Source organism: Methylobacterium mesophilicum (assembly GCF_022179445.1).
Taxonomy (GTDB): domain Bacteria; phylum Pseudomonadota; class Alphaproteobacteria; order Rhizobiales; family Beijerinckiaceae; genus Methylobacterium; species Methylobacterium mesophilicum.
Genome location: NZ_BPQU01000006.1, coordinates 20,848 through 44,827 on the forward strand (window position 1 = coordinate 20,848; position 23,980 = coordinate 44,827).

Sequence of the window (23,980 nt, forward strand, 5' to 3'; positions counted from 1 at the left end):
GACCCGATGCGCCGCCTCGCCCTGAGCTTCATGCTGGCTACACTCGCTGCCGGTCCGGCTGCCGCCGAACAGGATCTGCTGCTGGGCGCCAACATGTCCTCGCCTGCGATGACCCAGGCCGAGATGAGCCGCGCCGACGTCGAAGCGATGATCAAGGCCGCGGACGGCAAGCCGATCGACCTGCACGACAAGGCGCTGTCCGGCCTCGACCTGTCCGGCTTGAACCTCCGGGGCGCCAACCTGCGGACCGCGCGCCTGAACAAGACCAACCTGCGCGGCGCCGACCTCAGCGGTGCCAACCTAGAACAGGCGTGGTTCCTGACGGCCGACTTGTCCGGCGCCAAGCTCGCGGACACGAAGATGTTCGGCATCACCGCTCGGGATGCCAACCTCAGCGGTGCCGACCTCAGCCGGTCGATGCCGATCGGCGACTTCAAGGGCGCCAACATGAGCGGCGCGACGCTCGTGGACCTGAAAGGCGGCGCCGACATCAAGAACCAGTCCATGGGCCTGATGCGGGCGGTGTTCACCTCGGTGAACCTTGCGGGCGCTAACCTGAAGGGGGCCAACCTCGGGCGGTCGCGCCTGGAATACGCCGACCTCCAGGATGCCGACCTCACCGACGTGGTGCTGATGGGCTCGGACTTGTCCGGGGCGAACCTGACCGGCGCCACTGTGGCGGGCGCGGACTTCAAGAACGTCGACGTCAGCGGCGCCCGGCTGATCGACCTCAAGGGTCAAGACCGCGTCAAGGACTGGGCCGGACGCGTGAACGCCGACCGCGCCGTCACCCGCGCATCCCCCTAACCGAAGCCCTCACCGGCGAGACGCCCGACAGCGCTTCGTGCCGGATACCGGAACCGGCACGATACGCGGGCTCCTTGATCCGCAACGTCTTTTTCCGAAAGCCGCCGGCCGCCGTTCGGAACGATGCTTGAGTGAGCATCATCCCCGGGCTTCGCTTCGCGGCCTCGCGATGATTCGGGTGTCGCCAGCGCCGACGCGGCGCAACTCAGGCACTGACGGACACTTCCTGGCCCCCAAGGCCGCGGACATCTCGGAAGGGCGGGCACTCTCGATCCAGACTGCCGCTGCCGCGTCGATTGGGAGAATACATTATCCGCATCCGGGCAAAGGCGGGAAATTTCCAGCCACATCAACCGACAGTTGATTTATTGTGCAGCAACGTTGTCGATTATAAGACCCCAGTGTTTGTCAAGCTCTTATCAGGATAAATTTCGGCCGAAAAATTCCGGGTGTTTAAGGCTATGTCAAATTTTTATAAAATCGAAATCTCGGGAATTGGCGCTGCCCTACATGGTTAATGCTTAGCTTCTGGCGTACTGTAATAATATGTGTACAGCCCTCGACATCGCTATCGTTCCGAGCCCTGTTGTGCTGTGGCGCGATTCGATCGAGGCGATGCCGGCGCGCAGTTCACCCTGTCGCTTTCTGGCAGTGGAGCGCTGGGCGCGGTTGCGCCACAGCGCGCTCGACTTCATCGAACGGTTCGGCGACGAGGCGCACGGGCTCGGCTGGACGACGGCCGATCTGTTCGGCGTCGACCCGCATTTCGGCACACGTCGGACCAAGCGGTGCGGCGCGCTGATGGTGGACGGCCGAGCGGTGTATCGGCTCGAGCTGCACCGGGTCAGGTTCACCATCAGCTCGGGGTCGGGAAACAGGTTCGACCAGCAGGCTGGCGTGCCGGTCTGGGAGTTCGCGGGGAACGGCGCCGCGCGCGTCTGAGGGAGCGGACGTGGCCGGGCCGGGAGGGCCCGAACGGTCAGTCTGCCTGCCCCGGCCCAGTGATCTTCGGCGCGGGCAGGCTTCGCCCCGTTCGACGTTGCATGGAGAGCGACGACTGGCGCGGCCGTCTACCCGTGCGGGCTACGATGCTCACTGATCGCTGCCGGATCGGGGCCAAGGTCAGCCCCGAGCACGTTCCCGCCCCGCCGCTGAGCCCGGTGGATTCACACAGCGGCGGACGAGCCGCGAGTCCCCGCTCCCGTTCGGGATCGGGAGCCTTGCAGCCCAATGAGGGCCGATCTCTGCACGTGGTAGCCCGCAGAGGGAGGACGGGCGCGTTACGCCGCCCGCACGGTGGAGAGGAAGCGGGACACTTCGGCGCCCAGATGCTCGGATTGACGCGACAGCTCTCCAGCGGCGTTGAGCACCTGGCTTGCGGCAGCGCCGGTATCCTCGGAGGCCTGGGCCACGCCGGCGATATTGCTGGTCACCTCGTTGGTGCCGGTGGCGGCCTGGGCGACGTTGCGGACGATCTCCTGTGTCGCGGCGCCCTGTTCCTCGACGGCCGCGGCGATCGAGGTCGCCACCGAGTCGATCTCCCGGATGCGCGCCGTGATGCCTCCGATCGCCGTGACGGCCTGGCCGGTCACGCCCTGGATCTGGCCGATCTGCTGGCTGATCTCCTCGGTGGCCTTGGCGGTCTGCGCAGCCAGCTCCTTCACCTCGGAGGCCACCACGGCGAAGCCGCGGCCGGCTTCGCCGGCGCGGGCGGCCTCGATGGTGGCGTTCAGGGCCAGCAGGTTGGTCTGCCCGGCGATGTTCGAGATAAGGCCGACCATGTCGCCGATGCGGGTCGCCGCCTGGCTGAGCGCCTGCACGAGATGATGGGTCTGGTCCGCCTCGCCGACCGCCGATTGGGCGAGCCCGGCCGATCCGAGCACCTGCCGGCCGATCTCCTGGACCGACGAACCCAGTTCCTCGGCGGCAGCCGCCACGGTCTGGACGTTGGCGGCGGCTTCCTCGGCGGCGGCGGCCACCGTGGTGGATTGGCTGGCGGTCTCGGTGGCACTCGCCGTCATCGACTGGGCGGTCGCCTGCAACTCCGTCGCCGAGGACGAGACCAGGCCGACGATGCCGCCGACGGCGCGCTCGAACCCGTCGGCTAGCTCCAGCATGGTCTGCTTCCGCGCGGCCGCTGAGGCCTCCTCGGCGACCCGCCGGACCTCAGCTTCCTCGGCAGCCTTGCGGGCGACCATCGCCTTGATGCCCTCCACGGCCCTGCCGACGGCGCCGATCTCGTCCTTCCGGGCGGACTCCCTGATCTCCGCTTCGATCTCGCCCTTCGCCATCCGCTGCAAGACAGAGACCAAGCGGTCGAGCGGCCGGGTGATGCCAACCATCGCGACGAACGCGGCCGCGATCGCGCCGGCGAGCATCCCGACGCCGCTGACGATCATCAGGCTGAGGCGTGTGGCTTCGGTCTGGGCCGTCAGGTCGTCGGAGCCCTTCTGCATGAAGGCGTTGATGTCGTTGGACAGCGCGTTGCCATCGACCATCAGAGTCGAGAAGGTCGGATCGATCGCGGAATGGACCAGGGCGATCGCCTGTTCGTTCTGGTTGCTGGTGCCCAGGCGGCGCACCTCGGTCACGTCGGTCAGGAACGTGTTGATTCGCGTCGTCAGCGCGTCGATGCGCGCCGCGTAGCTGGGCGCGTGGTCGCGCAGCGACTTGAGCGTCGCCTTCAGGTTCGGCACGGCGGCCTCGAACCCGGCATTGGCGGCGCGAATCTGGTCCGCATCGGTTTCGGCGATGATCCGATAGACGAAGTAGTTCAGTTCGAAGACGAAGCGGTTGAGGCGCCGGCCCTCGGCGACGGCGACGGCCTCGTTGCTGATGAACGTGCTGTAGGCGTCGTCGATCTGGCTCATCCGCGACTGGGCATACCAGACGCAGCCGCCCACGATGACGCCGATCAACGCGACCACCGCGATCAGCTTGGGCATGATCTTGATGTTCGACAGGCGCAGCATGTCTGTTCGGGTCCGTCGGGCTGGGGCTTAGCTTAAGCCGTGATCATTGGCCTCCTTATCATGATTCTATTAAGCGCGCCCTAAAATCTGATCTTTTCCAGGCGGCACGTGGAATTTTAGATCTCACGTGTCGGATCCGCTGTGACGACCAACATAATTTCTAGTTACGGAACCGCATCCGGCGAGGCGGCAACATCAAAGATCTGCGCATTCGACGAGGTGCGCGCCATTTCGGCGTTCGAAATCTAGGATTTACGTTGGGTCAACAAGTAGCAATTTGTGCGCGAGACACCGGGCCCGTCCCGCGATCGCGCGGCGTCGCGGCGGAGGCTCGGGCCTTTCCGCCTGGCCGGGGCGGCGCCACATAGAGCGCGTCCTCAATTCCTCGACGATCCCGGAAACGCTGCCGCATGTCCAAGCCCGTCCACGCCATGATCCGCGTTCGCGACGAAGAGCGCGCGCGGGCCTACTATGCCCGTGCCTTCGGCTTCGAAGCTGCGGACCGCTACGAGTTCGACGATTTCACCCTGGTCTACCTGCGCGATCCGGCCTCGCCGTTCGAGCTGGAACTTACGGTGAACAAGGACCGCGACACGCCCTACGACCTCGGCGACGGCTACGGCCATATCGCCGTCGTCGTCGATGACGTTGAGGCCGAACACGCCCGCCACCTCCGCGAGGGCCTTCCGGCCACCGACGTGAAGACCCTCAAGCACGGCGACACCGTGCTCGCCCGGTTCTTCTTCGCCACGGACCCGGACGGCTACAAGATCGAGGTCATCCAGCGCGGCGGCCGCTTCGCCTGAGCGTCCCGCCCTCCCCCACGCGACACATCCGAGCCACATGCCCGAGACCACCCGCATCATCTGCATCCGCCACGGCGAATCGACCTTCAACGCCGCCCACCGGCACGGGGGCGGCGATCCCGGCCTCCTCGACGCCCGCCTGACCCCGCGGGGTCAGGCTCAGGCCCGAGACGCGCGGGAGCGTCTGAAGGACATCCCGTTCGAGCTGGTGGTGGTCTCGCCGCTGACCCGGGCGATCGAGACCGCCGCGATCCTGTTCGGGGAGCACCCGAACCGGCCTCGCCTGCTGGTCGAGGTGTTGCACCGGGAGTGCCAGGAGAGCAGTTGCGACGTCGGCCGGGCCGCCTCGGAGATCGCTGCCGAGTTCCCGCATCTCGATGTCGGGCACCTACCCGAGGTGTGGTGGCATGCCGAGCCCGGTTGCGAGGTCGGCGGATACCCGGTGGAACCGCGCCACCTGTTCGATGCCCGCGTCGCCGGGTTCCGGGAGTGGCTGCAAGCGCGGCCCGAGACGACTATCGCGGTGGTGGGCCACGGGACCTTCTTCTATCACCTTACCGGCACGTTCCTGGAGAACTGCGCCTCCATCGAACTGGACCTCGCCGCCGAGCCCGTCCTGGCCTGATCAGGCCGGAATTCCGGCTCGGGCCGCATCGAGGCGCGCGCGGGCGCCGACGAGGTCGATCTCCGGCGCCTGCCGGCCGATCGCCAGGGCGGCGTCGAGGATCGTGCAGGCCCGGGCCCAGGTGTCCGGCACGAACGGAGCTGCACCCTCGGCAACTTCTGCGGCGCAGCGGGCATCCTCGGAGGCGCGCTGGGCCGCCGTCGCCGTGCGGGCGACCGCGGATTGCAGCGCGCCGTCCCGCCAGCGCCGCATGCGGGCGGCTTCCTGCGCCAGCGCGCCGCCCTGCCATTCGGCCGACCGTGCCGCCGCCAGGGCCAGGCTCAGGTCCGGCGCCCCGGCACAGGCCTCGGCATGCTCGGCCATGCCGGCCCGAGCGCAGAGCGGCGCCAGGATTTGCCGGATGCTGTCCAGGGCGAGGCGCCGGGTCCGGGCGGCCTCGACGTCCGGCCGGTCGGCGCTGCCGGAGAGCCGCAGCACGAAGGCGATCAATTGCGGGCGCGCGTCGTCCGGCATCGCGTCGTTGAGGCCCAGCGCGTAGGCCGCGATCGGCCTCGAGAAGCAGGGTGGGCAATCGGCGCTGGAGCGGATCGCCTTGTAAGGCAGCCCGGCGGCCACGATCGCCGCCTCGTTGATGCAGGTCCCGCCATCGGGACCCGGGAAGGGGTGCGATCCGGCCAGCAGGCGCCAGTTCAGGATCGTCTGGAAGTCGGCGTGCATCCGCGCTCCTCCGCCTCGAGACGGCAGCGTGACATGCTCAAGTCCCGTTGGCGAGACGCGATTTCGCGTCCGGCGCCCCGGGATTCCAAGGCTCCGCCCTGGACCCGCGAAAGGTCTCGACCTTTTGAATCCGGACTTCAGCCGCCGAGGTTCAGGGCGAGGCCGGAGAGCATCGCCACGCCCAGCACCAGCACGAAGGCGGCGGCCACGAGTTCCAGGCCGCCGACGGCCAGCAGACCCGCCTGGCCGCGACCGCCCGCGAGGCGCAAGGCCGCCCGCTTGGCGAAGACCGCGAGGCAGGCCAGGGCGGTGGTGGTCAGCGCGGTGCCCAGCGCCATCGCCAGGACCGCCAGGATCCCCGCCCCCGGCACCCCCTGCGAGACCGCGAAGACCAGGATCAGCACCGCTCCGGCGCAGGGCCGCGAGCCCGCCGCCAGGACCACGCCGGCGCGGGCGCGCCAGCTATCCAGGGTGTCGAGCGTCCGGGCGTCGGGCAGGTGGGCGCAGCCGGGTCCGCAGGGCGTCCCGAGTTGGACGAGCCGGCCGGCCTTACGCCAGGTCAGCGCCAGCCCGACCACGGCGACGAGGGCGAAGCTGGCGGTCTCGATCACGGTTCCAGCCCGGGTCACCCCGGCCGCGGTGGCGTTCAGCACCACGGTGCCGATCCCGACGATCGCTCCTGCGACCAGCGCCTGGAGCAGGGCCGCGCAGGCGCTCAGGGCGCAGCCCCGACGCAGGGCCCGCTCGCCCGCCAGGATGTAGCCGGCGATCACCGCCTTGCCGTGGCCGGGGCCTGCGGCGTGGAAAATGCCATACGCGAAGGCCAGGCCGATCAGCGGCGCCCAGTCGCCGCCGCCCTTCAGCGCCATCACGGCGGCGTTGAGGCTGCGGGAAAAACTCGCCTGGAGGGCCAGGATCACGCCGCCGAGGCCGGTGGCGGCCGGGGCCGCTTCGCGAAAACCGATGCCGAAGGGCGAGCGCGCCGGCGGCGCGGCGATCCCGGGGGCGATGAGCCAAGCCAGCCCGGCGGCCACGAGGGCGGCCAGCACCACGGCGCCGGCCATCAGCCCCAACCGCAGCCCAAGCCGTCCGAACCGGGGTTGCGCGGCGATGCCGATCCCTACGGACATGCGACCAGGATCCGGCTGGCGAACTGGACCCCGTAGGACGAGGCAGCGGTGAGCGCCTCGAAGAAGGCCTCGGTCATGCCGGGCGAACCGGCTTCGGCGGTCTTGGGCTGCTCCGTCTTCGGGCGGGTGACCGTGGCGGCGCAGCCCTGCGGCGCGCCCGCGAGGGTGGCCGCGTCCGAGCCCTCCGCGAACGAGAAGGCCACGAAATAGGTCGGGTCGTAGACCTCCAGGGCGGCGACGCCCCTGCCCTGCTGGACCGGCGCCTTGAGCGGAAGCAGGAAGCTCAGCTCCAGCGCCTTGCCCTCCAGCCGCATCGCCGGCTCCTTCGGTTCGGCGAAGGCCTGGTCCTTGCCGCCGACCTTCAGCTTCGTGAAGTAGCCGAACTCGGCGAGGTTCGTGGTGTTCTCGGCCGCGAGCCCGGCCAATTCGTCGGGCGCGAGCGTGCCGTCCTTGTTGGCGTCGAGCCCCTGGGTGACGAAGGCGGTGTATTCGGGATCGAAGCTCCAGGTGTCGCGCACGCCCACGAGCTTGCCGTCCTGGTAGACGAGCTGCGCCTTCGCGGTGACCCAGACATGGGGATGGGCCGACGCGGGCGTGGCGGCGCAGGCGAGGCCGACGGCCAGGAGCAGGGCGACGGTCTTCGCGACGGGCTTGGGGAAAGGCGCGGCGATCGGCATGGGGCGGCGGCACGCTCGCTGCAAAGAGGGGAGACCACGAGAAACGCGGCCCCTTCCTCATCCCCTGGTTGGGCGAAAGCGAGGCGCCGCGGCGCGCCGATCTCCCGAAGAAATCACTCCTGCGCGTCCAGGCCCATCAGCTGAAAACTCGTCCGCAGGTCGTTCGACATCGGGATGTCGAGGCGCTCGCCGTTGGGCAGGCGCTTCAGGAACCAGCGCTCGTAGGTCCAGCGCAACGCGCGTGATTCGGCCAGCCTTGTGAAGGTTTGGGCCACGACCCCGGCGAACTCGGGATCGTCCTTGCGGAACATGATGCCGTAGGGCTCGTAGGAGAGCTTGTCGGGCAGGACCGTGTAGCTCGCCCCGTCCTGGCCGTCGGTGGCGATCAGGCCGTAGAGCAGCACGTCGTCGGTGGCGAAGGCGTCCGCCTGGCCGGCCTTCACCAGGGCGTAAGACGCCGCATGGTCGGGGGCCGTCACGATCTGCGCCTGGATCTTGAGCTTGGCCAGGAGGTCGCGCACCGCCTTCTCGTTGGTGGTGCCGGCGGTGACCACCACGGTCTTGCCGGCCAGATCCCGGTAGGAGGCCACGCCGGTGCCCTTCTTCACCAGCAGCTGCGTCGCGCTGATGTAGTCGACCGGCGAGAAGGCGACGCTCCGGCGCCGCTCGGCGTTGGCGGTGGTCGAGCCGCATTCGAGGTCGATCTTGCCCGAGGTCAGGGCCGGGATGCGCGTCTCCGCGGTCACCGGCTCGTACCTGACTGTCACCGTCCGTCCGATCGCCGCCTGGATGTCGTCGGCGATCTCGCCGCACAGGTCGATGGCGTAGCCGATCGCCCGGGGGCTGCCGTCCCGGTGCTTGCCCTCCACGAAGGAGAACGGCACCGAACTCTCCCGATAGCCGAGGACGATCTCGCCGCGCTCGGCCACCCGCTTCAGGGTGCCGGTAAGCACCTCGATGGATGCGGCGGGGCGCGGGACGCCCGCCAGCACGAGAACCATCGCCAGGACCGAGCCGAACCGCAACGCCGCCATGCCGTGTCCTCCGGGGAGCCGCGCTCGGCTGTTGATCCGCTTCGCCACGCTCCGAAAGCCGGCCGCCGGCTTTCGCGACGATGCTCTATTCGGCGGCTGAGGGAACCGGGCCGACATGGTCGAGGCGCTGGTCGGTGCTGGTGAGCTGCCCCTCCCACTTGGCCACCGCGACGGTGGCGATGCTGTTGCCGAGCACGTTGGTCGCCGAGCGGCCCATATCCAGGAACTGATCGATGCCGATGATCAGCAGCAGGCCGGCTTCGGGGATGTTGAACTGCGCCAGCGTCGCCGAGATCACCACCAGCGAGGCGCGCGGCACGCCGGCCATGCCCTTCGAGGTCACCATCAGCAGGAACAGCATCGTGAGCTGCTGACCCCAGGTAAGCGGGATGTTGTAGGCCTGGGCGATGAACATCACCGCGAAGGTGCAGTACATCATCGAGCCGTCGAGGTTGAACGAGTAGCCCATCGGCAGCACGAACGAGGTGATGCGGTTGGGCACGCCGAACTGCTCGAGGTTGGTCAGCATCTTCGGGTAGGCCGCCTCGCTCGACGCGGTCGAGAAGGCGAGCACGAACGGCTCCTTGATCAGGTTGAACAGCCGCCTGATGCCGTCGCCGCCGAGCATCAGGAAGCCGACGCCCATCAGCAGCGCCCAGAGCACCGCGAGGCCGGCGTAGAACTCGACCAGGAACTTGCCGTAGGTCACCAGGACGCCGATCCCCTGCGTGGTGATCGTGGCCGCGATCGCCGCGAACACCGCCACGGGGGCGAACAGCATCACGTAACCCGTCACCTTGAGCATGACGTCGGCCAGGCCCTCGATGCCCTGGGCCAGGAAGTGCCCCTTCTCGCCGAGCGCCGCGAGCGCCACGCCGAAGAAGATCGAGAACACCACGATCTGCAGAATCTCGTTGTTGGCCATCGCCTCCACGGCGCTCTTGGGCACCAGGTGGGTGACGAACTCCTTGAGCGACAGCGAGGCCGCCTTGAGGCCGGTGCCGGCGCCGACATCCGGCAGCGGCAGGTTCAGGTTGTGGCCCGGCTGCATCAGGTTGACCAGGATCAGGCCCAACATCAGCGAGCAGAACGAGGCGCCGACGAACCAGAGCAACGCCTTGCCGCCGACCCGGCCGACCGCGGCGGTATCCCCGAGATGGGCGATGCCGACCACCAGTGTCGAGAACACCAGCGGCGCGATGATCATCTTGATCAGGCGGAGGAAGATATCCGACACCAGTGCGATGTAGCCGGCGATTTCCTTGGCCGTCTGTGGATCCGGCCAGGTGATGCTGCAGGCGTAGCCCACCGCGATCCCGAGCAGCATGCCGATAAAAATCAACGTCGTGAGCCGTGAACCCGACATCGGTACTGCTCCTCGTCGCCGCCCGGGATGGACCAGCATCGACTTTCGTCAACGTGAAGCATGGATTAAGCCATACGCAAGCCAATTCGTAGGTTGTTACTGACATGCCCGACTGTTTTCCCGGGACGTTCGCCCGGGGTTGAAACCTGTGGCCGACCGGTCGCAGCTGCGGTACGAGACTTGCTCTCCCGGCTTGCCTGCCGTTTCTGCAGGCTGGACCAAAAACCTGCGCCCGCGAGAATACATGGACGTCTTCGTACAGCAGCTGATAAACGGGCTAACGCTCGGTTCGATATACGGTCTGATCGCGATCGGTTACACGATGGTGTTCGGTATCATTGGAATGGTGAACTTCGCCCACGGCGATGTGTTTATGGTGTCCAGCTTCATCGCGCTGATCACCTTCCTTCTTCTCACGACCTGGCTGGGGATTAGTTCGATCGCCCTGGCGTTCCTGGTCGTCCTCGTGGTCGCCATGGTGCTCACAGCCCTGTGGGGCTGGGCGATCGAGCGGATCGCGTACCGGCCCCTGCGCGGCTCGTTCCGGCTGGCGCCGCTGATCTCGGCGATCGGCGTCTCGATCTTCCTGTCGAACTTCGTCCAGGTGGTGCAGGGCGCGCGCAACAAGCCGACGCCGCCGATGCTCTCTGGCGGCATCACGCTGTTCGAGCGCGACGGCTACGCGGTGTTCCTGGCCTACAAGCAGATCCTGATCATGGCGGTCACGGCCGTGCTGCTGACCGGCTTCTGGTATCTCGTACAGCGGACCCCGTTCGGCCGGGCGCAGCGCGCCTGCGAGCAGGACCGCAAGATGGCTGCCCTGCTGGGTATTGACGTCGACCGGACGATCTCGCTGACCTTCGTGCTCGGTGCCGCGCTCGCGGCCGTCGCCGGGGTCCTCTACCTGATGTACTACGGCGTCGTGTCCTTCTCGGACGGGTTCGTGCCCGGCGTGAAGGCGTTCACCGCGGCGGTGCTCGGCGGCATCGGCTCGCTCCCCGGCGCCGTACTCGGCGGCCTGATCATCGGGCTGATCGAGACCTTCTGGTCGGCCTACTTCTCCATCGAGTACAAGGACGTCGCCGCGTTCTCGATCCTGGCGATTGTGTTGATCTTCATGCCGTCCGGCATCCTGGGCCGGCCGGAGGTCGAGAAGGTCTGATGGCGAACTTCAAGCCTGCGACCCAAGCCGCCATCTCGGAATCGGCGATGGCCGGCATCGTGCGCGACGCCGCGCTCTACGCGCTGGTCGCCTTCGGCCTCTGCGTGCCGATCATCGCATACCGGACCGATCCCGGCCCGGGCAGCGACCTGCTGCTGACCCCGCGCTGGGGCCTCGTGGCATCCCTGTGTGCGGCGATCTTCGTCGTCCGCATCCTCCAGCGCCTCGTGCTCCTGCGCCGGGACGCACGCCGCGCCCTGACCCCCTCCCCGGCCCAGGCCACCGAGGCGGTCCAGGGTGAACCCGCGGCCGGACAGAAGACCTCCAAGGTCGGCCTGTACGTGTTCATCGGCATCGCCCTGACGCTACCGGCGCTCGCGGCGGCGGCCACCGGCGGCCTGTCCTCGGCGCGCTACTGGATCGATCTCGGGATCCTGATCCTGACCTACGTGATGCTCGGCTGGGGCCTCAACATCGTGGTCGGCCTCGCTGGCCTGCTCGACCTCGGCTACGTCGCCTTCTACGCGGTCGGGGCCTATTCCTACGCGCTGCTGTCGACCACCTTCGGCCTGTCGTTCTGGATCTGCCTGCCGCTGGCGGGCGTGTTCGCCGGCCTATGGGGGATGCTGCTCGGCTTCCCCGTGCTGCGCCTGCGCGGCGACTACCTCGCGATCGTGACGTTGGCCTTCGGCGAGATCATCCGCCTGGTGCTGATCAACTGGACGGACGTGACCGGGGGCGGGGCCGGCATCTCGTCGATCCCGCGGGCGACCTTCTTCGGGATCCCGTTCAGCGCCGGCGAGGACGGCTTCGCCGCCCGGTTCGGCATACCGTACGATTCGATGCACCGTCTGGTGTTCCTCTACTACCTCATCCTGGCGCTGGCCCTGTTCACCAACTTCGTCACCCTGCGCCTGCGCAGGCTGCCGATCGGGCGGGCCTGGGAGGCTCTGCGCGAGGACGAGATCGCGTGCCGGTCCCTCGGCATCGACACGACGGCCACCAAGCTCACGGCCTTCGCGCTCGGGGCGGCGTTCGGCGGCATCGCCGGCTCGTTCTTCGCGGTGCGCCAGGGCTTCATCAGCCCGGAGAGCTTCAACTTCCTGGAGAGCGCGATCATCCTGGCGATCGTGGTGCTGGGCGGGATGGGCAGCCAGGTCGGCGTGGCCATCGCGGCGGTCGCCATGGTCGGCGGCCCCGAGATGCTGCGCAACCTCGGCTTCCTCAAAGCCGTGTTCGGCGAGGGCTTCGATCCCAACGAGTACCGCCTGCTTCTGTTCGGCGTCGCCATGGTGGCGATGATGGTCTGGCGCCCGCGGGGCCTGATCTCGGTGCGCCTGCCTTCGGTGTCATTGGGTGAGCGCCGCGCCGTCTCGGGTTCGCATGTGAGCGAGGGGCACGGCTGATGGCGCTTCATCCGGATCCCCGGGCGCAGGCGCAGGCCTCCGCCCCGCCGGTGCTCGCCGTCGAGCACCTGACCATGCGGTTCGGCGGGCTCACCGCCGTCTCCGGCCTGTCCTTCGAGGCCAGGCGCGGCGACATCACCGCCCTGATCGGCCCGAACGGGGCCGGCAAGACCACGGTGTTCAACTGCATCACCGGCTTCTACAAGCCGACCGAGGGCATGCTCCGGCTCGCCCATGACGACGGCACCACGCACCTGCTGGAGCGGCTTCCGAACCATGCGGTCAACAGCACCGCACGGGTGGCCCGGACCTTCCAGAACATCCGTCTGTTCCAGGGCATGACGGTGCTGGAGAACCTTCTGGTCGCCCAGCACAAGCCGCTGATGCGCGCCTCCGGCTACACCCTGTTCGGGCTACTCGGCCTCAAGGGCTACCGGGATGCGCAAGGAGAGGCGATCGAGCGGGCCAAGGCCTGGCTCGACCGGATCGACCTGATGGCGCGGGCCGACGACCCGGCCGGCGCCCTCCCGTACGGCGCCCAGCGCCGGCTGGAGATCGCCCGGGCGATGTGCACCGATCCGGTTCTCCTCTGCCTCGACGAGCCGGCCGCGGGCCTCAACCCGCGCGAATCCGCCGAGCTCAACGCGCTGCTGCGCCACATCCGGGACGCGCACGATACCTCCGTGCTGCTGATCGAGCACGACATGTCGGTGGTGATGGAGATCTCGGATCACGTGGTCGTGCTGGATTACGGTCAGAAAATCGCCGACGGCACCCCGGCCGAGGTGCGGGCGGATCCGAAGGTGATCGCCGCCTATCTGGGTGTCGAGGACGACGAGGTGGAAGCCGTGGAGGCCGAGGTCGGCATCACTGTGCCGCACGGGGACCCGACGCTGCCGGACGTGAGCCGCTCGGAGGCTTCGGTATGAGCGTGGCCGGCATCAACGTCCTGGTCGAGGAGACCCGGGCGATCCAGGCGGGGGGCAAACCCCCGCTCCTCGCGGTGCGCGACGTCTCCACCTATTACGGCAGCGTCGCCGCCCTGCGGGGCGTCGATATCGACGTCGCCGATGGCGAGATCGTCACGCTGATCGGCGCCAATGGCGCCGGCAAGTCGACCTTGATGATGACGATCTTCGGCAGCCCCCAGGCGCGCACCGGGACGATCACGTACGACGGGCGCGACATCACCCGGCTGCCGACACACGCGATCGCCCGGCTCGGCGTCGCGCAATCACCGGAGGGCCGCAGGGTCTTCCCGCGGATGAGCGTGTTCGAGAACCTCCAGATGGGCGCCTCGCTCCACGGCGAGCGCTACTTTCAGGAAGATCTCGAGAAGGTCTGCACCCTGTTTCCGCGGGTGAAGGAGCGCCTGCATCAGCGCGCCGGCACGATGTCGGGGGGCGAGCAGCAGATGCTGGCCATCGCCCGCGCGCTGATGAGCCGTCCGCGCCTGCTGCTCCTGGACGAGCCGTCGCTCGGCTTGGCGCCGCTGGTGGTGAAGGGCATCTTCGACGCCATCAAGGAGCTGAATCGCACGGACGGCATGACGATCTTTCTGGTCGAGCAGAACGCCTATCACGCCCTGAAGCTCGCCCATCGCGGCTACGTGCTGGTCAACGGCCGCGTGACGATGAGTGGCACGGGCCGGGCGCTGCTCGACGATCCGAACGTCAAGGCCGCTTATCTGGAAGGGGGCCATACCGGCCCGGTCGGGGCATGAGCATGCTGCAGGGGATCCTGTACGAGGAGGAATCGGCCTGGCTGTTCCTTCTCGTCACCGTGGTGATGGGCGGCTGGGCCGGCTGGATGGCCGCCCGCGCGGTCGCCCGGGGCTGGCGGCCGTTCTGGCAATGCGCGCTCGCGCTGCTCCTCGTGGCGGCGGCCGTGCGCTTCATCCACTTCGCATTGTTCTCGGGGACGCTCGCCTCGCTCCATTACTACGCGATCGACGTGATCGTCGTCATGATCATCGGTGCGGCCGGCTTCCGGTTCACGCGAACGCGCCAGATGACGAGCCAGTACCGCTGGCTCTACGAAAGAACCTCACCGCTGACGTGGCGCACACGGGACTCCGTGGCGGACGGGGGACGGTGAGTTCGGCCGGATCCGCACAGGCGGACCTGTACTCAAGGGGATGTTAGCGATGAGATCGTTTCTGCTCGCCGGGCTTGCCCTCGGTGCGATGATCGCCGCGGCACAGGCTGCCGAGGTCAAGCTCGGCATCGCTGCGCCGATCACCGGCAACAGCGCCGCCATCGGCGTCCAGTTCAAGAACGGCGTCAGCCAAGCTGTCGAGGATATCAACAAGGCCGGCGGGATCAAGGGCACGACCCTGACGGTCCTGGTCGGCGACGATGCCTCGGATCCCAAGCAGGGTGTCTCGGTGGCCAACAAGTTCGCCAGCGACGGCGTCAAGATGGTGGTCGGCGACTATAATTCCGGCGTGTCGATCCCGGCCTCCGACGTCTATCTCGACGCCGGAATCATCCAGATCACCCCGGCCTCCACCAACGTGAAGTTCACCGAGCGCGGGATGTGGAACACCTTCCGCACCTGCGGCCGCGACGACCAGCAAGCTGCGGTGGCGGGCGCGTATCTGGTAGCCAACTACAAGGACAAGAAGATCGCTTTCGTCCACGACAAGACCCCTTACGGCAAGGGCCTGGTCGACGAGACCCAGATGGTGCTCAAGGCCAAGGGCGTGAAGCCGGTGATCTTCGAGGGCATCAACCCGGGTGAGAAGGATTACTCGGCCCTGGTCTCGAAACTGAAGTCGGCCAACGTCGATATCGTCTATTTCGGCGGCTACTACACCGAGGCCGGGCTGATCCTGCGTCAGATGCGCGACCAGGGCCTGAAGGCTCCGCTGATGGGCGGCGACGGCATGGTCGACCGCGAGCTGGTGGCGATCGCCGGTCCGGCCGCCGAGGGCACGCTGACCACCTTCCCGCCGGATGCCCGCAAGAACCCGAACGCCAAGGCCGCCCTGGCCGCGTTCAAGGCCAAGAACATCGATCCCGAGGGCTACACGCTCTATTCCTATGCCTCCGTTCAGGTGCTCGCCAAGGCGATCGCCGAGACCGGTTCCACCGACGGCAAGAAGCTGGCCGATTGGTTGCACCAGGGTAAGCCGGTCGACACGGTGGTCGGCCCGATCGCGTACGACAAGAAGGGCGACATCACCCGGCCGGACTACGTCCTGTACGAGTGGAAGAAGGGCGCCGACGGCAAGATCGACTACACCGGCAACGAACTGACCAAGTAATCTGCCTTCAATTCCGGCCGACGCCGCCCCGCACGCATGCGTGGGGCGGCGTCTGCGTTTCCGGAACGGTGGATTCGTCAGCCTTAATCGTTCTTCCCGCCGCCCCACCCGATGCGTACGCTCAAGAATTGTGCATGATGCCGGCGGCAGGCGGGCCGGCAGGCTGCCGCGACCTGCCGGGGGAGGCCGAATGACGGCGGCGCAACACGCAACCGGGGACGCTCGCGCGACGGTGGCGGCCGGTCGTACGTCGTCCGCCACAGATCTGCGCGCCACCGCAGCCCAGCTTCCGGCACCATCATTGCAAAGGCGTCGCCCGAGCGGGCGGGGCCGAGCGCCGAGCCGCCAGCCGATCCCGTTCGACCTGATCCAGGAGTTCCGTACCGATGCAGTCTGATATCGCTCGCCGTGGCCTTGCCGCGGCGCTCGGCCTGAGCCTCGCCCTGGCCCCCCTCAGCCTGCGGGCCGAGGATCTGACCGGTACCCTCAAGAAGGTGAAGGATAGCGGCGCCCTCGTCATCGGCTACCGCGACGCCTCCGTGCCGTTCTCCTATCTCGGCGGCGACCAGAAGCCGGTCGGCTACGCGATGGAGATTTGCTTCAAGATCGCCGACGCCGTGAAGGCCAATCTCGGCCTGCCGAACCTCGAAGTGAAGCTCAACCCGGTCACCTCCGCCACCCGCATCCCGCTGATGGCGAACGGCACGATCGACCTCGAATGCGGTTCGACGACGAACAACGTCGAGCGCGAGAAGCAGGTGTGGTTCACCAACTCGCACTTCCTGACCGCGACCCGCTACGTCTCGAAGAAGTCGGCCAACCTGCACACGATCGAGGACCTTAAGGGCAAGACCGTTGTGTCGACCTCCGGCACCACGAACATCAAGCAGATCAACGAGGCCAACACCGAGCGGAAGCTCGGCCTGACGATCCTGCCGGCCAAGGACCATGCCGAGGCGTTCCTGATGGTCGAGACCGGCCGCGCCGTGGCCTTCGTGATGGACGACGTGCTGCTCGCCTCCCTGGCCGCCTCCTCCAAGGACCCGTCGGCCTACGAGATCTCAACCGAGGCCCTGTCCAAGCCCGAGCCCTACGGGATCATGGTGCGCAAGGACGACACGGCGTTCAAGAAGGTCGCCGACGAGGCCACCGCCAAGCTCTACACGAGTCCCGAAGGCAAGGCGCTCTACGACAAGTGGTTCACCCAGCCGATCCCGCCGCGCAACATCAACCTCAACCTGCCGATGAGCGCGGAGATGAAGAAGCAGTTCACGACGCCGATCTCCAGCCCCGATCCGGCTGCCTACTGAGCGCCGTCCAAGGTGACGCGCACCGCGGGGCCCGGCCCTGCGGTGCGCCTTCATAAGGTCAGAGCAGAACCAGCACGATGAACTACAATTGGAACTGGCGGATCTTCTTCGATGCCTCGCCCGAGGGCAACGGCACCTATCTCGACATGCTGCTCTCCGGGCTCATGTGGACGATCGCCACCGCCCTGTGCTCCTGGATCATCGCGTTCTTCCTCGGCTCCCTGATCGGGGTGCTGCGGACGCTGCCGTCGAAGACCGCCAACGCGATCGGCACGGCCTATGTCGAGCTGTTCCGGAACGTGCCGCTGCTGGTGCAGATGTTCCTCTGGTACTTCGTGCTGCCCGAGGTGGTGCCCACGCGTTTCGGCGATGCGATCAAGCAACTGCCTGACGCGCCGTTCTACACCGCGGTGGTGTGCCTGGGCTTCTTCACCGCCTCGCGGGTGGCCGAGCAGGTCCGGGCCGGCATCCAGTCGCTGCCGCGCGGCCAGAACATGGCCGGCACCGCGATGGGCTTCACGGTCTACCAGACCTACCGGTACGTGCTGCTGCCGAACGCCTACCGGATCATCCTGCCGCCGATGACCTCGGAATTCCTGAACAACCTCAAGAACACCTCCGTGGCCCTGACGATCGGCCTCCTGGAACTGACCGCCCGCGCCCGCTCGATGCAGGAATTCTCGTTCCAGGTGTTCGAGGCGTTCACGGCGGCGACGCTGCTGTACGTGATCGTCAACCTCGTGGTCGTCACCGCGGCGACCTACCTGGAGCGCGCCGTCGCGATCCCCGGCCAGCGCTGAGGCGCCGGCCCCGCCCCCCGATTTCCCCGATCCGCCGGCGCTCGGCCACCGCGAACAGGTCCCGATGCTCTCGAATTTCGATTTCAACGTCATCCTCTCGTCCCTGCCCTACCTGTTCGGGCAGGGCATGGTCTTCACGGTGACGCTCACCGCCATGGCGGCGGTCGGCGGCGTGATCATCGGCACGCTGCTGGCGATGGCCCGGCTCTCGAGCGTGCCGGGCCTCAGCCACCTCGCGAAGGGCTATGTCGAGCTGTGCCGCTCGCTGCCGCTGGTGCTGGTGATCTTCTGGTTTTACTTCCTGGTGCCGTATATCGGCGCCTACGTGACCGGCGCCTCGACCCCGATCCAGGTCGGCGCCTTCCCGTCGGCGCTCATCACCTTCATGGCCTTCGAGGCGGCCTACTTCTCCGAGATCATGCGTGCCGGCATCCAGTCGATCCCCAAGGGACAGACCGGGGCGGCCCTGGCGCTCGGAATGAACTACTGGCAGACCATGGCCAACGTCGTCCTGCCCCAGGCCTTCCGCAACATGCTGCCGCTTCTGCTGACGCAGACCGTGGTGCTGTTCCAGGATACCTCCCTGGTCTACGTGCTTTCGCTCACCGACTTCATGGGCGCCGCCTCGAAGGTGGCGCAGCGCGACGGCCGCCTCGTCGAGATGTATATCTTCGCCGCCGTCGTCTACTTCTTGATCTGCTTCACGGCCTCGTTCCTGGTGCGTCGCCTGCAGCGCCGCGTCGCCATCATCCGCTGACCGACACTGGAGTCCGCGCCATGACCTCGACCCCGATGCCGGCCCCGTCCGTCAAGGAGCCCGTCGCAGACGCCGCCCACGCCCCCCGGGATTCCGGGCTGCAGCCGGGGCGACTCGTCTCCGGCGAGCCCGCGGCGGCGCCCGGTGAGACGATGATCGCCATCGACAACATCAGCAAATGGTACGGCGACTTCCAGGTGCTGACCAACTGCACCACCAAGGTCGCCAAGGGCGAGGTCGTGGTGGTCTGCGGCCCCTCGGGTTCGGGCAAGTCGACCCTGATCAAGTGCGTCAACGCCCTCGAGCCGTTCCAGAAGGGCCAGATCACCGTCGCCGGCACCAAGGTGATCGACAAGTCGACCAACCTGCCTAAGCTGCGCTCCCGGGTCGGCATGGTGTTCCAGCACTTCGAGCTGTTCCCGCACCTGTCGATCACCGAGAACCTCACCATCGCCCAGCGCAAGGTCCTGGGCCGCGGCGCCGAGGACGCCAAGAAGCGCGGCCTCGACCTGCTGGCCCGGGTGGGCCTGAGCGCCCAGGCGGAAAAATTTCCGGGGCAGCTCTCGGGCGGTCAGCAGCAGCGCGTGGCGATCGCCCGGGCGCTCGCCATGAACCCGGTGGTGATGCTGTTCGACGAACCGACCTCGGCGCTGGACCCCGAGATGGTCGGCGAGGTGCTCGACGTGATGGTCGAGCTCGCCAAGGAGGGCATGACCATGATGGTCGTGACCCACGAGATGGGCTTCGCCCGCAAGGTCGCCGACCGGGTGATCTTCATGGATCGCGGCGAGATCGTCGAGGACGCCAAGAAGGAGGATTTCTTCGGCAGCCCCCGCTCCGAGCGCGCCCAGACCTTCTTGTCGAAGATCCTGCAGCACTGATTTTTTTCGACTTGGCCGAGGGATCTCGGATATCGCCGCGTGACGAAGGGAATGCCTACCCCCGTCACGCCGTCCGCTTGCGACCGTGGGCACCGGTCTTGAGACCGGCCGCGAGAACCTCGCCCATCCGCACCTGCCAGCCCGGGCCGGTGGCCTGGTAGCCTTCGATCACGTCGGGGGGCAGGCGCAGGGTAACGAGCTTCTTGCTGGTCTCCGATCTGGGACGGCCGCGCTGCGTGAGCCTCGCGAAGAGTGCCGGATCCAGAACCTCGGAGGCCGGGCGGCCCTGCGCGGCCTGTTCGTCGGTGACCTCCGGTGCGTCCGGATCGCGCGCGATCGCGGCCTGGATCCGGGCCTCCTCGGCGTCGCTGATCGGGCCTGCCTTACGCTTGGTCATAGAGGCTCCTCTCTTTGCGACTAGCCGGCCGAAGGCTGATGGCCGTCACCGCCTCCGTCCCGAGCGGCGAAAACACCAGCGCCCTCAAATGGCCGTCGAGCCATCCGACGGCGATGAATCGCGGGCGGCCGTCCGGTCCCGGATAAGCCGGGACGACGATGGCGCTGTCCCATTCGAAGCGGTCGCGAGCATCGACTAAATCGAGACCATGCCCCTCCGGCTCGGGGCGCAGGTTGATCGCGCGCTTGCGCTCATCCCAGACCATTTGCACCGAATTAATGTAACTACAGATCAGGCCGTCGGCAAGGCACTTGTGCGGTCGACCCAGAAGCTTGAGCGGCTTTGGTGGACCTAGACGACTGCCGCCTGCGCGGCCCGATACTCCCGCCCGTGCTGGCAATAGCCCTCGACGATGCGGATCATCATCGCGCGCTTCTCGGCGTCCAGGGGTGACAGGATCCGGGCCGGGCGGCCGCCCCAGAGATAGCCGGCCCCCAGGATCTGGCCGGGATCGGTGGTGGCGCCGGCCGCCAGCATGACGTCGTCGGCGATCAGCGTGCCGGGGGCGACCGTGGCGCCGATGCCGATCAGGGCCCGCGCGCCGATCCGGCAATCGGCGATCCGGACGTTGTGGGCGATGGTCGTGTCGCGCCCGATCACGACGCCCTCGGCCCGGCTGCGGATCGTCGTGTTGTCCTGGATGTTGGTGTCGGCCCCGACCACGATCGGCCCGGCCTCGGCGTTGAGATCGCACGAAAACAGCACACTGACGCCGGCCCCCAGGCTCACCCGTCCACGCAGGCGCGCGGTCCGGGCGACGAACACGCTGTCCTCGACCTCCGGGGGGAGCCCAAGTTCGACGGATGCCCCGTCGCCCATCCGCTCGCGCAGGCGCTCGGCGCGCTCGGCGACCTCGTCCGGGCCGACCGGCCGGCTTGGCCGAGCCGGGCTGCCGGCATAAGCGTATCCGCCCGCGAGCCTCATGCGCGGGAACACGGTCGCGCCCGCTTCGATCACCGCGGTGTCGCCGATCTCGGCGCCGTCGAGGATCACGACGTCGTCCTCGATCACGACGTCGGAGCCGATCGTGCAGGCATGAACGACGCTGTTGCGACCGACCGTGACCCGGTCGCCGACCTGCGTCCCGTGGGTGAGCGTGGCGATGTGCACCGTCGAACGGTGGCCGAGCCAGAACCTGTCCCCGAGGGTGATGGCCTGCCCGTCGGCGCGGATCACCGCCTCGTCGCCGATCCAGGCCTGGGCGCCGATCCGGGCGGAGCCGATCACCGTGCTCCCGCGCCCGCACCAGACCGGGCGGCTCGCGAAATCCGGCAGGACGCCCGCGTAGGGCAGGATCAGGTCGGGGGTCACACGTTCATCCTTCTCCGCCGATCACGCCCGCGACCGGGGCGAATGCGACTTCTCGTGCCATATAGAGGCGCGACCGGGTGTGACAGGCGTGGGACCGGCACGCGCCGCTTGAGGATCGTCGGACGAGGATGTTGGACCGGAGCATGAGCGCCCCCGCACCGAGCGTCGCCATCCAGACCGAACCGTTCGACACCGCCGCCGAGATTGCCCGGGTGAGCGTCGAACTAGGCGGCCGGGCCGGCGCGGTCGTCACCTTCACGGGCCTCTGCCGGGACGAGGCCGGGCGGCTGGCGGCGCTCGAACTCGAGCATTATCCCGGCATGGCGGAGGCGGAGATCCTCCGTGTCGCCGTGGACGCCGTCGCCCGCTGGCCGCTTCAGGCCCTGCGGGTGATCCATCGCCACGGCCGCGTGCGTCCGGGCGACGGCATCGTGCTGGTGGTGACAGCCTCCAGCCACCGGGTCGCGGCCTTCGAGGCGGCGAACTTCCTGATGGACTACCTCAAGACCCGCGCGCCGTTCTGGAAGCGCGAGCACTTGGCCGACGGCACCGTCGGCGGCTGGGTCGAGGCCGCCGCCCACGACGACGCGGCCGCGGAGCGCTGGGGGCAGTAGACCCGCGCTCCGGAGGTCTCGCTGCGCCCTTTCCCGGGCGCATGCAGCGTCAGCGGAATGCGACCCGGGACCCAGCGCAACACACCGCGAAGCGTCCGTTATCCCTTGATCGTGCCGCTGCGCAGCGCTTTCCTTGCTGGGTCCCGGATCGCCTTTCACTGCGTTCCAGGCGTCCGGGAAAGGTGGGCGGCTCATCCGAGACGGCCGGGCCCGCCGCCTGTGATCCCAAGCGCCAGAATACGCCCTACAGGATCGCGTTGAGCAGCACCGCGGCCAAGGCGCCCGCGACGGCGAGGCCGAGGATGACCACGCTGCTGAGTTGGTCCCCCGTATCCACGGTCCGGCCCGGGCCGAGGGAATGGATGTGGGGCTCGTTGCTGCTCACGCGGTCTCTCCTGGAGGCGCCCGGCTCCCGGCGGGAGCGCTTGCGTGGGCGGACAACGCGCGAAAGGCCGTCCGGTCTCGCCCGGCCGCACACAAGCTTGGTACGGCGTCGCCCTTGACCGCGGCCAGTCCGGGGCGTTCGTGAGCCTGCGACGCAGGAGCAATGATGACGGACGGTCAATCTCGGGATCTGGACGGCCCGGTCGGGCCCTGGCGCGGAGCCTTGCCGCTGGCGGCTTCGGGGATCGCCGTCGTCTGCTTCGTGGCGTTGCTGGCGCTGGCCTGGATGTCGGTGGGCACGCTCCTGCTGATCTTCGCGGGCGTGCTGCTCGGCGTGTTCCTCGACGGCCTGACCCGGGGGCTCGGCCACGTCCTGCCCCTGCCCCGGGGCCTGCGCCTGACGATCGCCAGCCTCGCGGTCGCCGTCGCGGTGATCGGCTTCGCATCCTACGGCGGGGCCACCATCGTGCAGCAGGGCCGCGATCTCGGAACCACGATCAAGAACCAGGCCGGCACGGTGTCGAGCTGGCTGTCCGAGCGCGGCATCGACGTGCCGAGCCTGGCGCCGAAGGGCGGCTCGGCCGAGCCCGGTCAGAAGGAGGGCGGCCTCGGCGGGCTCGCAAACGGCCTGCTCAAGAGCAGCAGCTCGATCGTCTCCGACGCCGGCAGCGTCCTCGGGCCGGCGGCGGCTGTGATCCTCGGCTTGTTCGATGCGCTGGGCAACCTGCTGGTGATCGCCTTCCTGGGGCTGGCCTTCGCGGCCGACCCAGAGGCCTATCGGGACGGGGTGCTGCGGTTCGTGCCGCCTCAGAAGCGTCGGCGCGCCGCCAAGGTGCTGGACGGCGCCGGCGAGACCTTGCGGCACTGGCTGTTCGGCCAGTTGATCATCATGGCGGCGATCTTCGTTTGCACCTGGGCCGGGCTGGCCTTCCTGGGGATCGGCGGCGCGCTGATCCTCGGCCTACAGGCCGGGCTTTTGGCCTTCGTGCCGACCGTGGGACCGCTGGTGGCGGGCATCGTGATCATCTTGGCGGCCCTGGCCTCGGGCCTCAAGGCGGTGATCGGCGCCGTCGGCGTCTACTTGGCGGTGCAGTGCCTGGAGAGCTACGGCCTGACCCCGTTCATCCAGAAGCGCGCGCTGGACATCCCCCCGGCCACGATTTTTGCCGGCCAGTTGATCCTAGGCGTCATCTTCGGGCTGTGGGGCATCGCCCTGGCGCTGCCCCTGATGGCGGTGATCAAGGTTCTGCTGGAACAGCTCTACGTGGAGGACACGCTGCACGAGCCGGCGAGCAGCTGAGCCGCACGGCCTGATGCGCGGGACCGCGAGCCCGAACCCAATCGGTTTGTCCGTGTCGATGTCTGGGAAGAGTGGATTTGCGAGGGTCCGCTTCTGAGTGAGAGTTGGCAGACACCGCCGTCGCACCCAATCACGACTGAGAGCAGCCGTATGACCGCGCGCACCGTGCTCGATAGCGGGCAAACCGAGCGGCCCC

At 68.0% G+C, this 23,980-nt stretch carries 26 protein-coding genes; 16 read left to right on the forward strand and 10 right to left on the reverse strand.

Features of this window, described 5'->3' with window-relative positions:
- Nucleotides 1-6 precede the first annotated feature (6 nt).
- Entirely contained in the window at nucleotides 7-807 is an 801-nt protein-coding gene (locus tag MFF40_RS08635; protein ID WP_147897857.1) for a pentapeptide repeat-containing protein, read from the forward strand.
- A 546-nt stretch (nucleotides 808-1,353) separates the two neighbouring features.
- Nucleotides 1,354-1,749 (forward strand): hypothetical protein, encoded by a 396-nt coding sequence (locus tag MFF40_RS08640; protein ID WP_238260175.1) that lies wholly within the window; start codon nucleotides 1,354-1,356, stop codon nucleotides 1,747-1,749.
- A gap of 338 nt (nucleotides 1,750-2,087) precedes the next feature.
- Here the strand turns inward: MFF40_RS08640 and MFF40_RS08645 are convergent, their stop codons facing one another.
- Complete coding sequence (locus tag MFF40_RS08645; protein ID WP_147897858.1) at nucleotides 2,088-3,779, reverse strand: methyl-accepting chemotaxis protein; 1,692 nt, start codon at nucleotides 3,777-3,779, stop codon at nucleotides 2,088-2,090.
- A 410-nt stretch (nucleotides 3,780-4,189) separates the two neighbouring features.
- On the opposite strand from MFF40_RS08645, the gene MFF40_RS08650 reads away from it, so the two are divergent.
- Together MFF40_RS08650 and MFF40_RS08655 are read left to right on the forward strand one after the other, a co-directional pair.
- Complete coding sequence (locus tag MFF40_RS08650; protein ID WP_147854549.1) at nucleotides 4,190-4,585, forward strand: VOC family protein; 396 nt, start codon at nucleotides 4,190-4,192, stop codon at nucleotides 4,583-4,585.
- A gap of 37 nt (nucleotides 4,586-4,622) precedes the next feature.
- A complete protein-coding gene (locus MFF40_RS08655; protein ID WP_147854548.1) occupies nucleotides 4,623-5,210 on the forward strand; it encodes a histidine phosphatase family protein in 588 nt (195 codons plus the stop codon).
- Here MFF40_RS08655 and MFF40_RS08660 read toward each other — a convergent pair whose 3' ends face one another.
- The 5 genes from MFF40_RS08660 to MFF40_RS08680 all read right to left on the reverse strand — a co-directional run bounded on the left by MFF40_RS08660 (nucleotide 5,211) and on the right by MFF40_RS08680 (nucleotide 10,134).
- A complete protein-coding gene (locus MFF40_RS08660) occupies nucleotides 5,211-5,927 on the reverse strand; it encodes a hypothetical protein (RefSeq protein ID WP_147897859.1) in 717 nt (238 codons plus the stop codon).
- Nucleotides 5,928-6,064: 137 nt separating this feature from the next.
- The gene (locus MFF40_RS08665) at nucleotides 6,065-7,057 is read right to left on the reverse strand and encodes a nickel/cobalt transporter (protein WP_147897860.1); all 993 of its coding nucleotides are present in this window, start codon (nucleotides 7,055-7,057) and stop codon (nucleotides 6,065-6,067) included.
- Entirely contained in the window at nucleotides 7,048-7,734 is a 687-nt protein-coding gene (locus tag MFF40_RS08670; RefSeq protein ID WP_147854146.1) for a DUF1007 family protein, read from the reverse strand. Before MFF40_RS08670 ends, MFF40_RS08665 begins: the two co-directional genes overlap by 10 nt.
- Before the next feature lie 113 nt (nucleotides 7,735-7,847).
- Nucleotides 7,848-8,768 (reverse strand): amino acid ABC transporter substrate-binding protein, encoded by a 921-nt coding sequence (locus MFF40_RS08675; RefSeq protein WP_378994954.1) that lies wholly within the window; start codon nucleotides 8,766-8,768, stop codon nucleotides 7,848-7,850.
- Between the two features lie 85 nt (nucleotides 8,769-8,853).
- Entirely contained in the window at nucleotides 8,854-10,134 is a 1,281-nt protein-coding gene (locus MFF40_RS08680) for a dicarboxylate/amino acid:cation symporter (protein WP_147854147.1), read from the reverse strand.
- 244 nt (nucleotides 10,135-10,378) lie between these two features.
- Here MFF40_RS08680 and MFF40_RS08685 point away from each other — a divergent pair, with 244 nt between their 5' ends.
- From MFF40_RS08685 to MFF40_RS08730, 10 genes are all read left to right on the forward strand, one after another.
- On the forward strand, nucleotides 10,379-11,296 hold the full coding sequence (locus tag MFF40_RS08685) for a branched-chain amino acid ABC transporter permease (protein ID WP_147854148.1): 918 nt from the start codon (nucleotides 10,379-10,381) through the stop codon (nucleotides 11,294-11,296).
- Entirely contained in the window at nucleotides 11,296-12,702 is a 1,407-nt protein-coding gene (gene livM / locus MFF40_RS08690) for a high-affinity branched-chain amino acid ABC transporter permease LivM (protein ID WP_238260176.1), read from the forward strand. Before MFF40_RS08685 ends, livM begins: the two co-directional genes overlap by 1 nt.
- A complete protein-coding gene (locus MFF40_RS08695; RefSeq protein WP_147854150.1) occupies nucleotides 12,702-13,631 on the forward strand; it encodes an ABC transporter ATP-binding protein in 930 nt (309 codons plus the stop codon). The genes livM and MFF40_RS08695 overlap by 1 nt, the downstream gene beginning before the upstream one ends.
- On the forward strand, nucleotides 13,628-14,425 hold the full coding sequence (locus MFF40_RS08700) for an ABC transporter ATP-binding protein (protein ID WP_147854151.1): 798 nt from the start codon (nucleotides 13,628-13,630) through the stop codon (nucleotides 14,423-14,425). Before MFF40_RS08695 ends, MFF40_RS08700 begins: the two co-directional genes overlap by 4 nt.
- Before the next feature lie 5 nt (nucleotides 14,426-14,430).
- On the forward strand, nucleotides 14,431-14,799 hold the full coding sequence (locus tag MFF40_RS08705) for a DUF6867 family protein (RefSeq protein WP_147854160.1): 369 nt from the start codon (nucleotides 14,431-14,433) through the stop codon (nucleotides 14,797-14,799).
- Nucleotides 14,800-14,848: 49 nt separating this feature from the next.
- On the forward strand, nucleotides 14,849-15,970 hold the full coding sequence (locus tag MFF40_RS08710; RefSeq protein WP_147854152.1) for a branched-chain amino acid ABC transporter substrate-binding protein: 1,122 nt from the start codon (nucleotides 14,849-14,851) through the stop codon (nucleotides 15,968-15,970).
- A gap of 386 nt (nucleotides 15,971-16,356) precedes the next feature.
- Nucleotides 16,357-17,280, forward strand: coding sequence for an amino acid ABC transporter substrate-binding protein (locus MFF40_RS08715; RefSeq protein WP_147897862.1), 924 nt, complete (start codon nucleotides 16,357-16,359; stop codon nucleotides 17,278-17,280).
- A gap of 77 nt (nucleotides 17,281-17,357) precedes the next feature.
- A complete protein-coding gene (locus MFF40_RS08720; protein WP_147854154.1) occupies nucleotides 17,358-18,080 on the forward strand; it encodes an amino acid ABC transporter permease in 723 nt (240 codons plus the stop codon).
- Nucleotides 18,081-18,144: 64 nt separating this feature from the next.
- Entirely contained in the window at nucleotides 18,145-18,837 is a 693-nt protein-coding gene (locus MFF40_RS08725) for an amino acid ABC transporter permease (RefSeq protein WP_147854155.1), read from the forward strand.
- Between the two features lie 152 nt (nucleotides 18,838-18,989).
- Nucleotides 18,990-19,718 (forward strand): amino acid ABC transporter ATP-binding protein, encoded by a 729-nt coding sequence (locus MFF40_RS08730; protein WP_147854161.1) that lies wholly within the window; start codon nucleotides 18,990-18,992, stop codon nucleotides 19,716-19,718.
- A 64-nt stretch (nucleotides 19,719-19,782) separates the two neighbouring features.
- Here the strand turns inward: MFF40_RS08730 and MFF40_RS08735 are convergent, their stop codons facing one another.
- The 3 genes from MFF40_RS08735 to MFF40_RS08745 all read right to left on the reverse strand — a co-directional run bounded on the left by MFF40_RS08735 (nucleotide 19,783) and on the right by MFF40_RS08745 (nucleotide 21,486).
- Complete coding sequence (locus MFF40_RS08735) at nucleotides 19,783-20,115, reverse strand: BrnA antitoxin family protein (protein ID WP_147854156.1); 333 nt, start codon at nucleotides 20,113-20,115, stop codon at nucleotides 19,783-19,785.
- Complete coding sequence (locus MFF40_RS08740; protein WP_147897863.1) at nucleotides 20,102-20,380, reverse strand: BrnT family toxin; 279 nt, start codon at nucleotides 20,378-20,380, stop codon at nucleotides 20,102-20,104. The genes MFF40_RS08735 and MFF40_RS08740 overlap by 14 nt, the downstream gene beginning before the upstream one ends.
- Before the next feature lie 86 nt (nucleotides 20,381-20,466).
- A complete protein-coding gene (locus MFF40_RS08745) occupies nucleotides 20,467-21,486 on the reverse strand; it encodes a gamma carbonic anhydrase family protein (protein ID WP_147897864.1) in 1,020 nt (339 codons plus the stop codon).
- 143 nt (nucleotides 21,487-21,629) lie between these two features.
- Here MFF40_RS08745 and MFF40_RS08750 point away from each other — a divergent pair, with 143 nt between their 5' ends.
- Complete coding sequence (locus MFF40_RS08750; RefSeq protein WP_147856479.1) at nucleotides 21,630-22,100, forward strand: molybdenum cofactor biosynthesis protein MoaE; 471 nt, start codon at nucleotides 21,630-21,632, stop codon at nucleotides 22,098-22,100.
- A gap of 244 nt (nucleotides 22,101-22,344) precedes the next feature.
- Here MFF40_RS08750 and MFF40_RS08755 read toward each other — a convergent pair whose 3' ends face one another.
- Complete coding sequence (locus tag MFF40_RS08755) at nucleotides 22,345-22,485, reverse strand: hypothetical protein (protein ID WP_187277856.1); 141 nt, start codon at nucleotides 22,483-22,485, stop codon at nucleotides 22,345-22,347.
- 165 nt (nucleotides 22,486-22,650) lie between these two features.
- On the opposite strand from MFF40_RS08755, the gene MFF40_RS08760 reads away from it, so the two are divergent.
- Nucleotides 22,651-23,784, forward strand: coding sequence for an AI-2E family transporter (locus MFF40_RS08760; RefSeq protein ID WP_187277855.1), 1,134 nt, complete (start codon nucleotides 22,651-22,653; stop codon nucleotides 23,782-23,784).
- The last annotated feature ends 196 nt before the right edge of the window (nucleotides 23,785-23,980 follow it).

Coding starts and splice junctions, on each gene's coding strand:
- MFF40_RS08640 (WP_238260175.1), top strand. CDS start 1,354: ATGTGTACAGCCCTCGACATCGCTATCGTTCCGAGCCCTGTTGTGCTG.
- MFF40_RS08740 (WP_147897863.1), bottom strand. CDS start 20,380: ATGGTCTGGGATGAGCGCAAGCGCGCGATCAACCTGCGCCCCGAGCCG.
- MFF40_RS08635 (WP_147897857.1), top strand. CDS start 7: ATGCGCCGCCTCGCCCTGAGCTTCATGCTGGCTACACTCGCTGCCGGT.
- MFF40_RS08735 (WP_147854156.1), bottom strand. CDS start 20,115: ATGACCAAGCGTAAGGCAGGCCCGATCAGCGACGCCGAGGAGGCCCGG.
- MFF40_RS08700 (WP_147854151.1), top strand. CDS start 13,628: ATGAGCGTGGCCGGCATCAACGTCCTGGTCGAGGAGACCCGGGCGATC.
- MFF40_RS08665 (WP_147897860.1), bottom strand. CDS start 7,057: ATGTCCGTAGGGATCGGCATCGCCGCGCAACCCCGGTTCGGACGGCTT.
- MFF40_RS08750 (WP_147856479.1), top strand. CDS start 21,630: ATGAGCGCCCCCGCACCGAGCGTCGCCATCCAGACCGAACCGTTCGAC.
- MFF40_RS08725 (WP_147854155.1), top strand. CDS start 18,145: ATGCTCTCGAATTTCGATTTCAACGTCATCCTCTCGTCCCTGCCCTAC.
- MFF40_RS08760 (WP_187277855.1), top strand. CDS start 22,651: ATGACGGACGGTCAATCTCGGGATCTGGACGGCCCGGTCGGGCCCTGG.
- MFF40_RS08660 (WP_147897859.1), bottom strand. CDS start 5,927: ATGCACGCCGACTTCCAGACGATCCTGAACTGGCGCCTGCTGGCCGGA.
- MFF40_RS08675 (WP_378994954.1), bottom strand. CDS start 8,768: ATGGCGGCGTTGCGGTTCGGCTCGGTCCTGGCGATGGTTCTCGTGCTG.
- MFF40_RS08715 (WP_147897862.1), top strand. CDS start 16,357: ATGCAGTCTGATATCGCTCGCCGTGGCCTTGCCGCGGCGCTCGGCCTG.
- livM (WP_238260176.1), top strand. CDS start 11,296: ATGGCGAACTTCAAGCCTGCGACCCAAGCCGCCATCTCGGAATCGGCG.
- MFF40_RS08710 (WP_147854152.1), top strand. CDS start 14,849: ATGAGATCGTTTCTGCTCGCCGGGCTTGCCCTCGGTGCGATGATCGCC.
- MFF40_RS08645 (WP_147897858.1), bottom strand. CDS start 3,779: ATGCTGCGCCTGTCGAACATCAAGATCATGCCCAAGCTGATCGCGGTG.
- MFF40_RS08730 (WP_147854161.1), top strand. CDS start 18,990: ATGATCGCCATCGACAACATCAGCAAATGGTACGGCGACTTCCAGGTG.
- MFF40_RS08720 (WP_147854154.1), top strand. CDS start 17,358: ATGAACTACAATTGGAACTGGCGGATCTTCTTCGATGCCTCGCCCGAG.
- MFF40_RS08685 (WP_147854148.1), top strand. CDS start 10,379: ATGGACGTCTTCGTACAGCAGCTGATAAACGGGCTAACGCTCGGTTCG.
- MFF40_RS08650 (WP_147854549.1), top strand. CDS start 4,190: ATGTCCAAGCCCGTCCACGCCATGATCCGCGTTCGCGACGAAGAGCGC.
- MFF40_RS08670 (WP_147854146.1), bottom strand. CDS start 7,734: ATGCCGATCGCCGCGCCTTTCCCCAAGCCCGTCGCGAAGACCGTCGCC.
- MFF40_RS08680 (WP_147854147.1), bottom strand. CDS start 10,134: ATGTCGGGTTCACGGCTCACGACGTTGATTTTTATCGGCATGCTGCTC.
- MFF40_RS08655 (WP_147854548.1), top strand. CDS start 4,623: ATGCCCGAGACCACCCGCATCATCTGCATCCGCCACGGCGAATCGACC.
- MFF40_RS08695 (WP_147854150.1), top strand. CDS start 12,702: ATGGCGCTTCATCCGGATCCCCGGGCGCAGGCGCAGGCCTCCGCCCCG.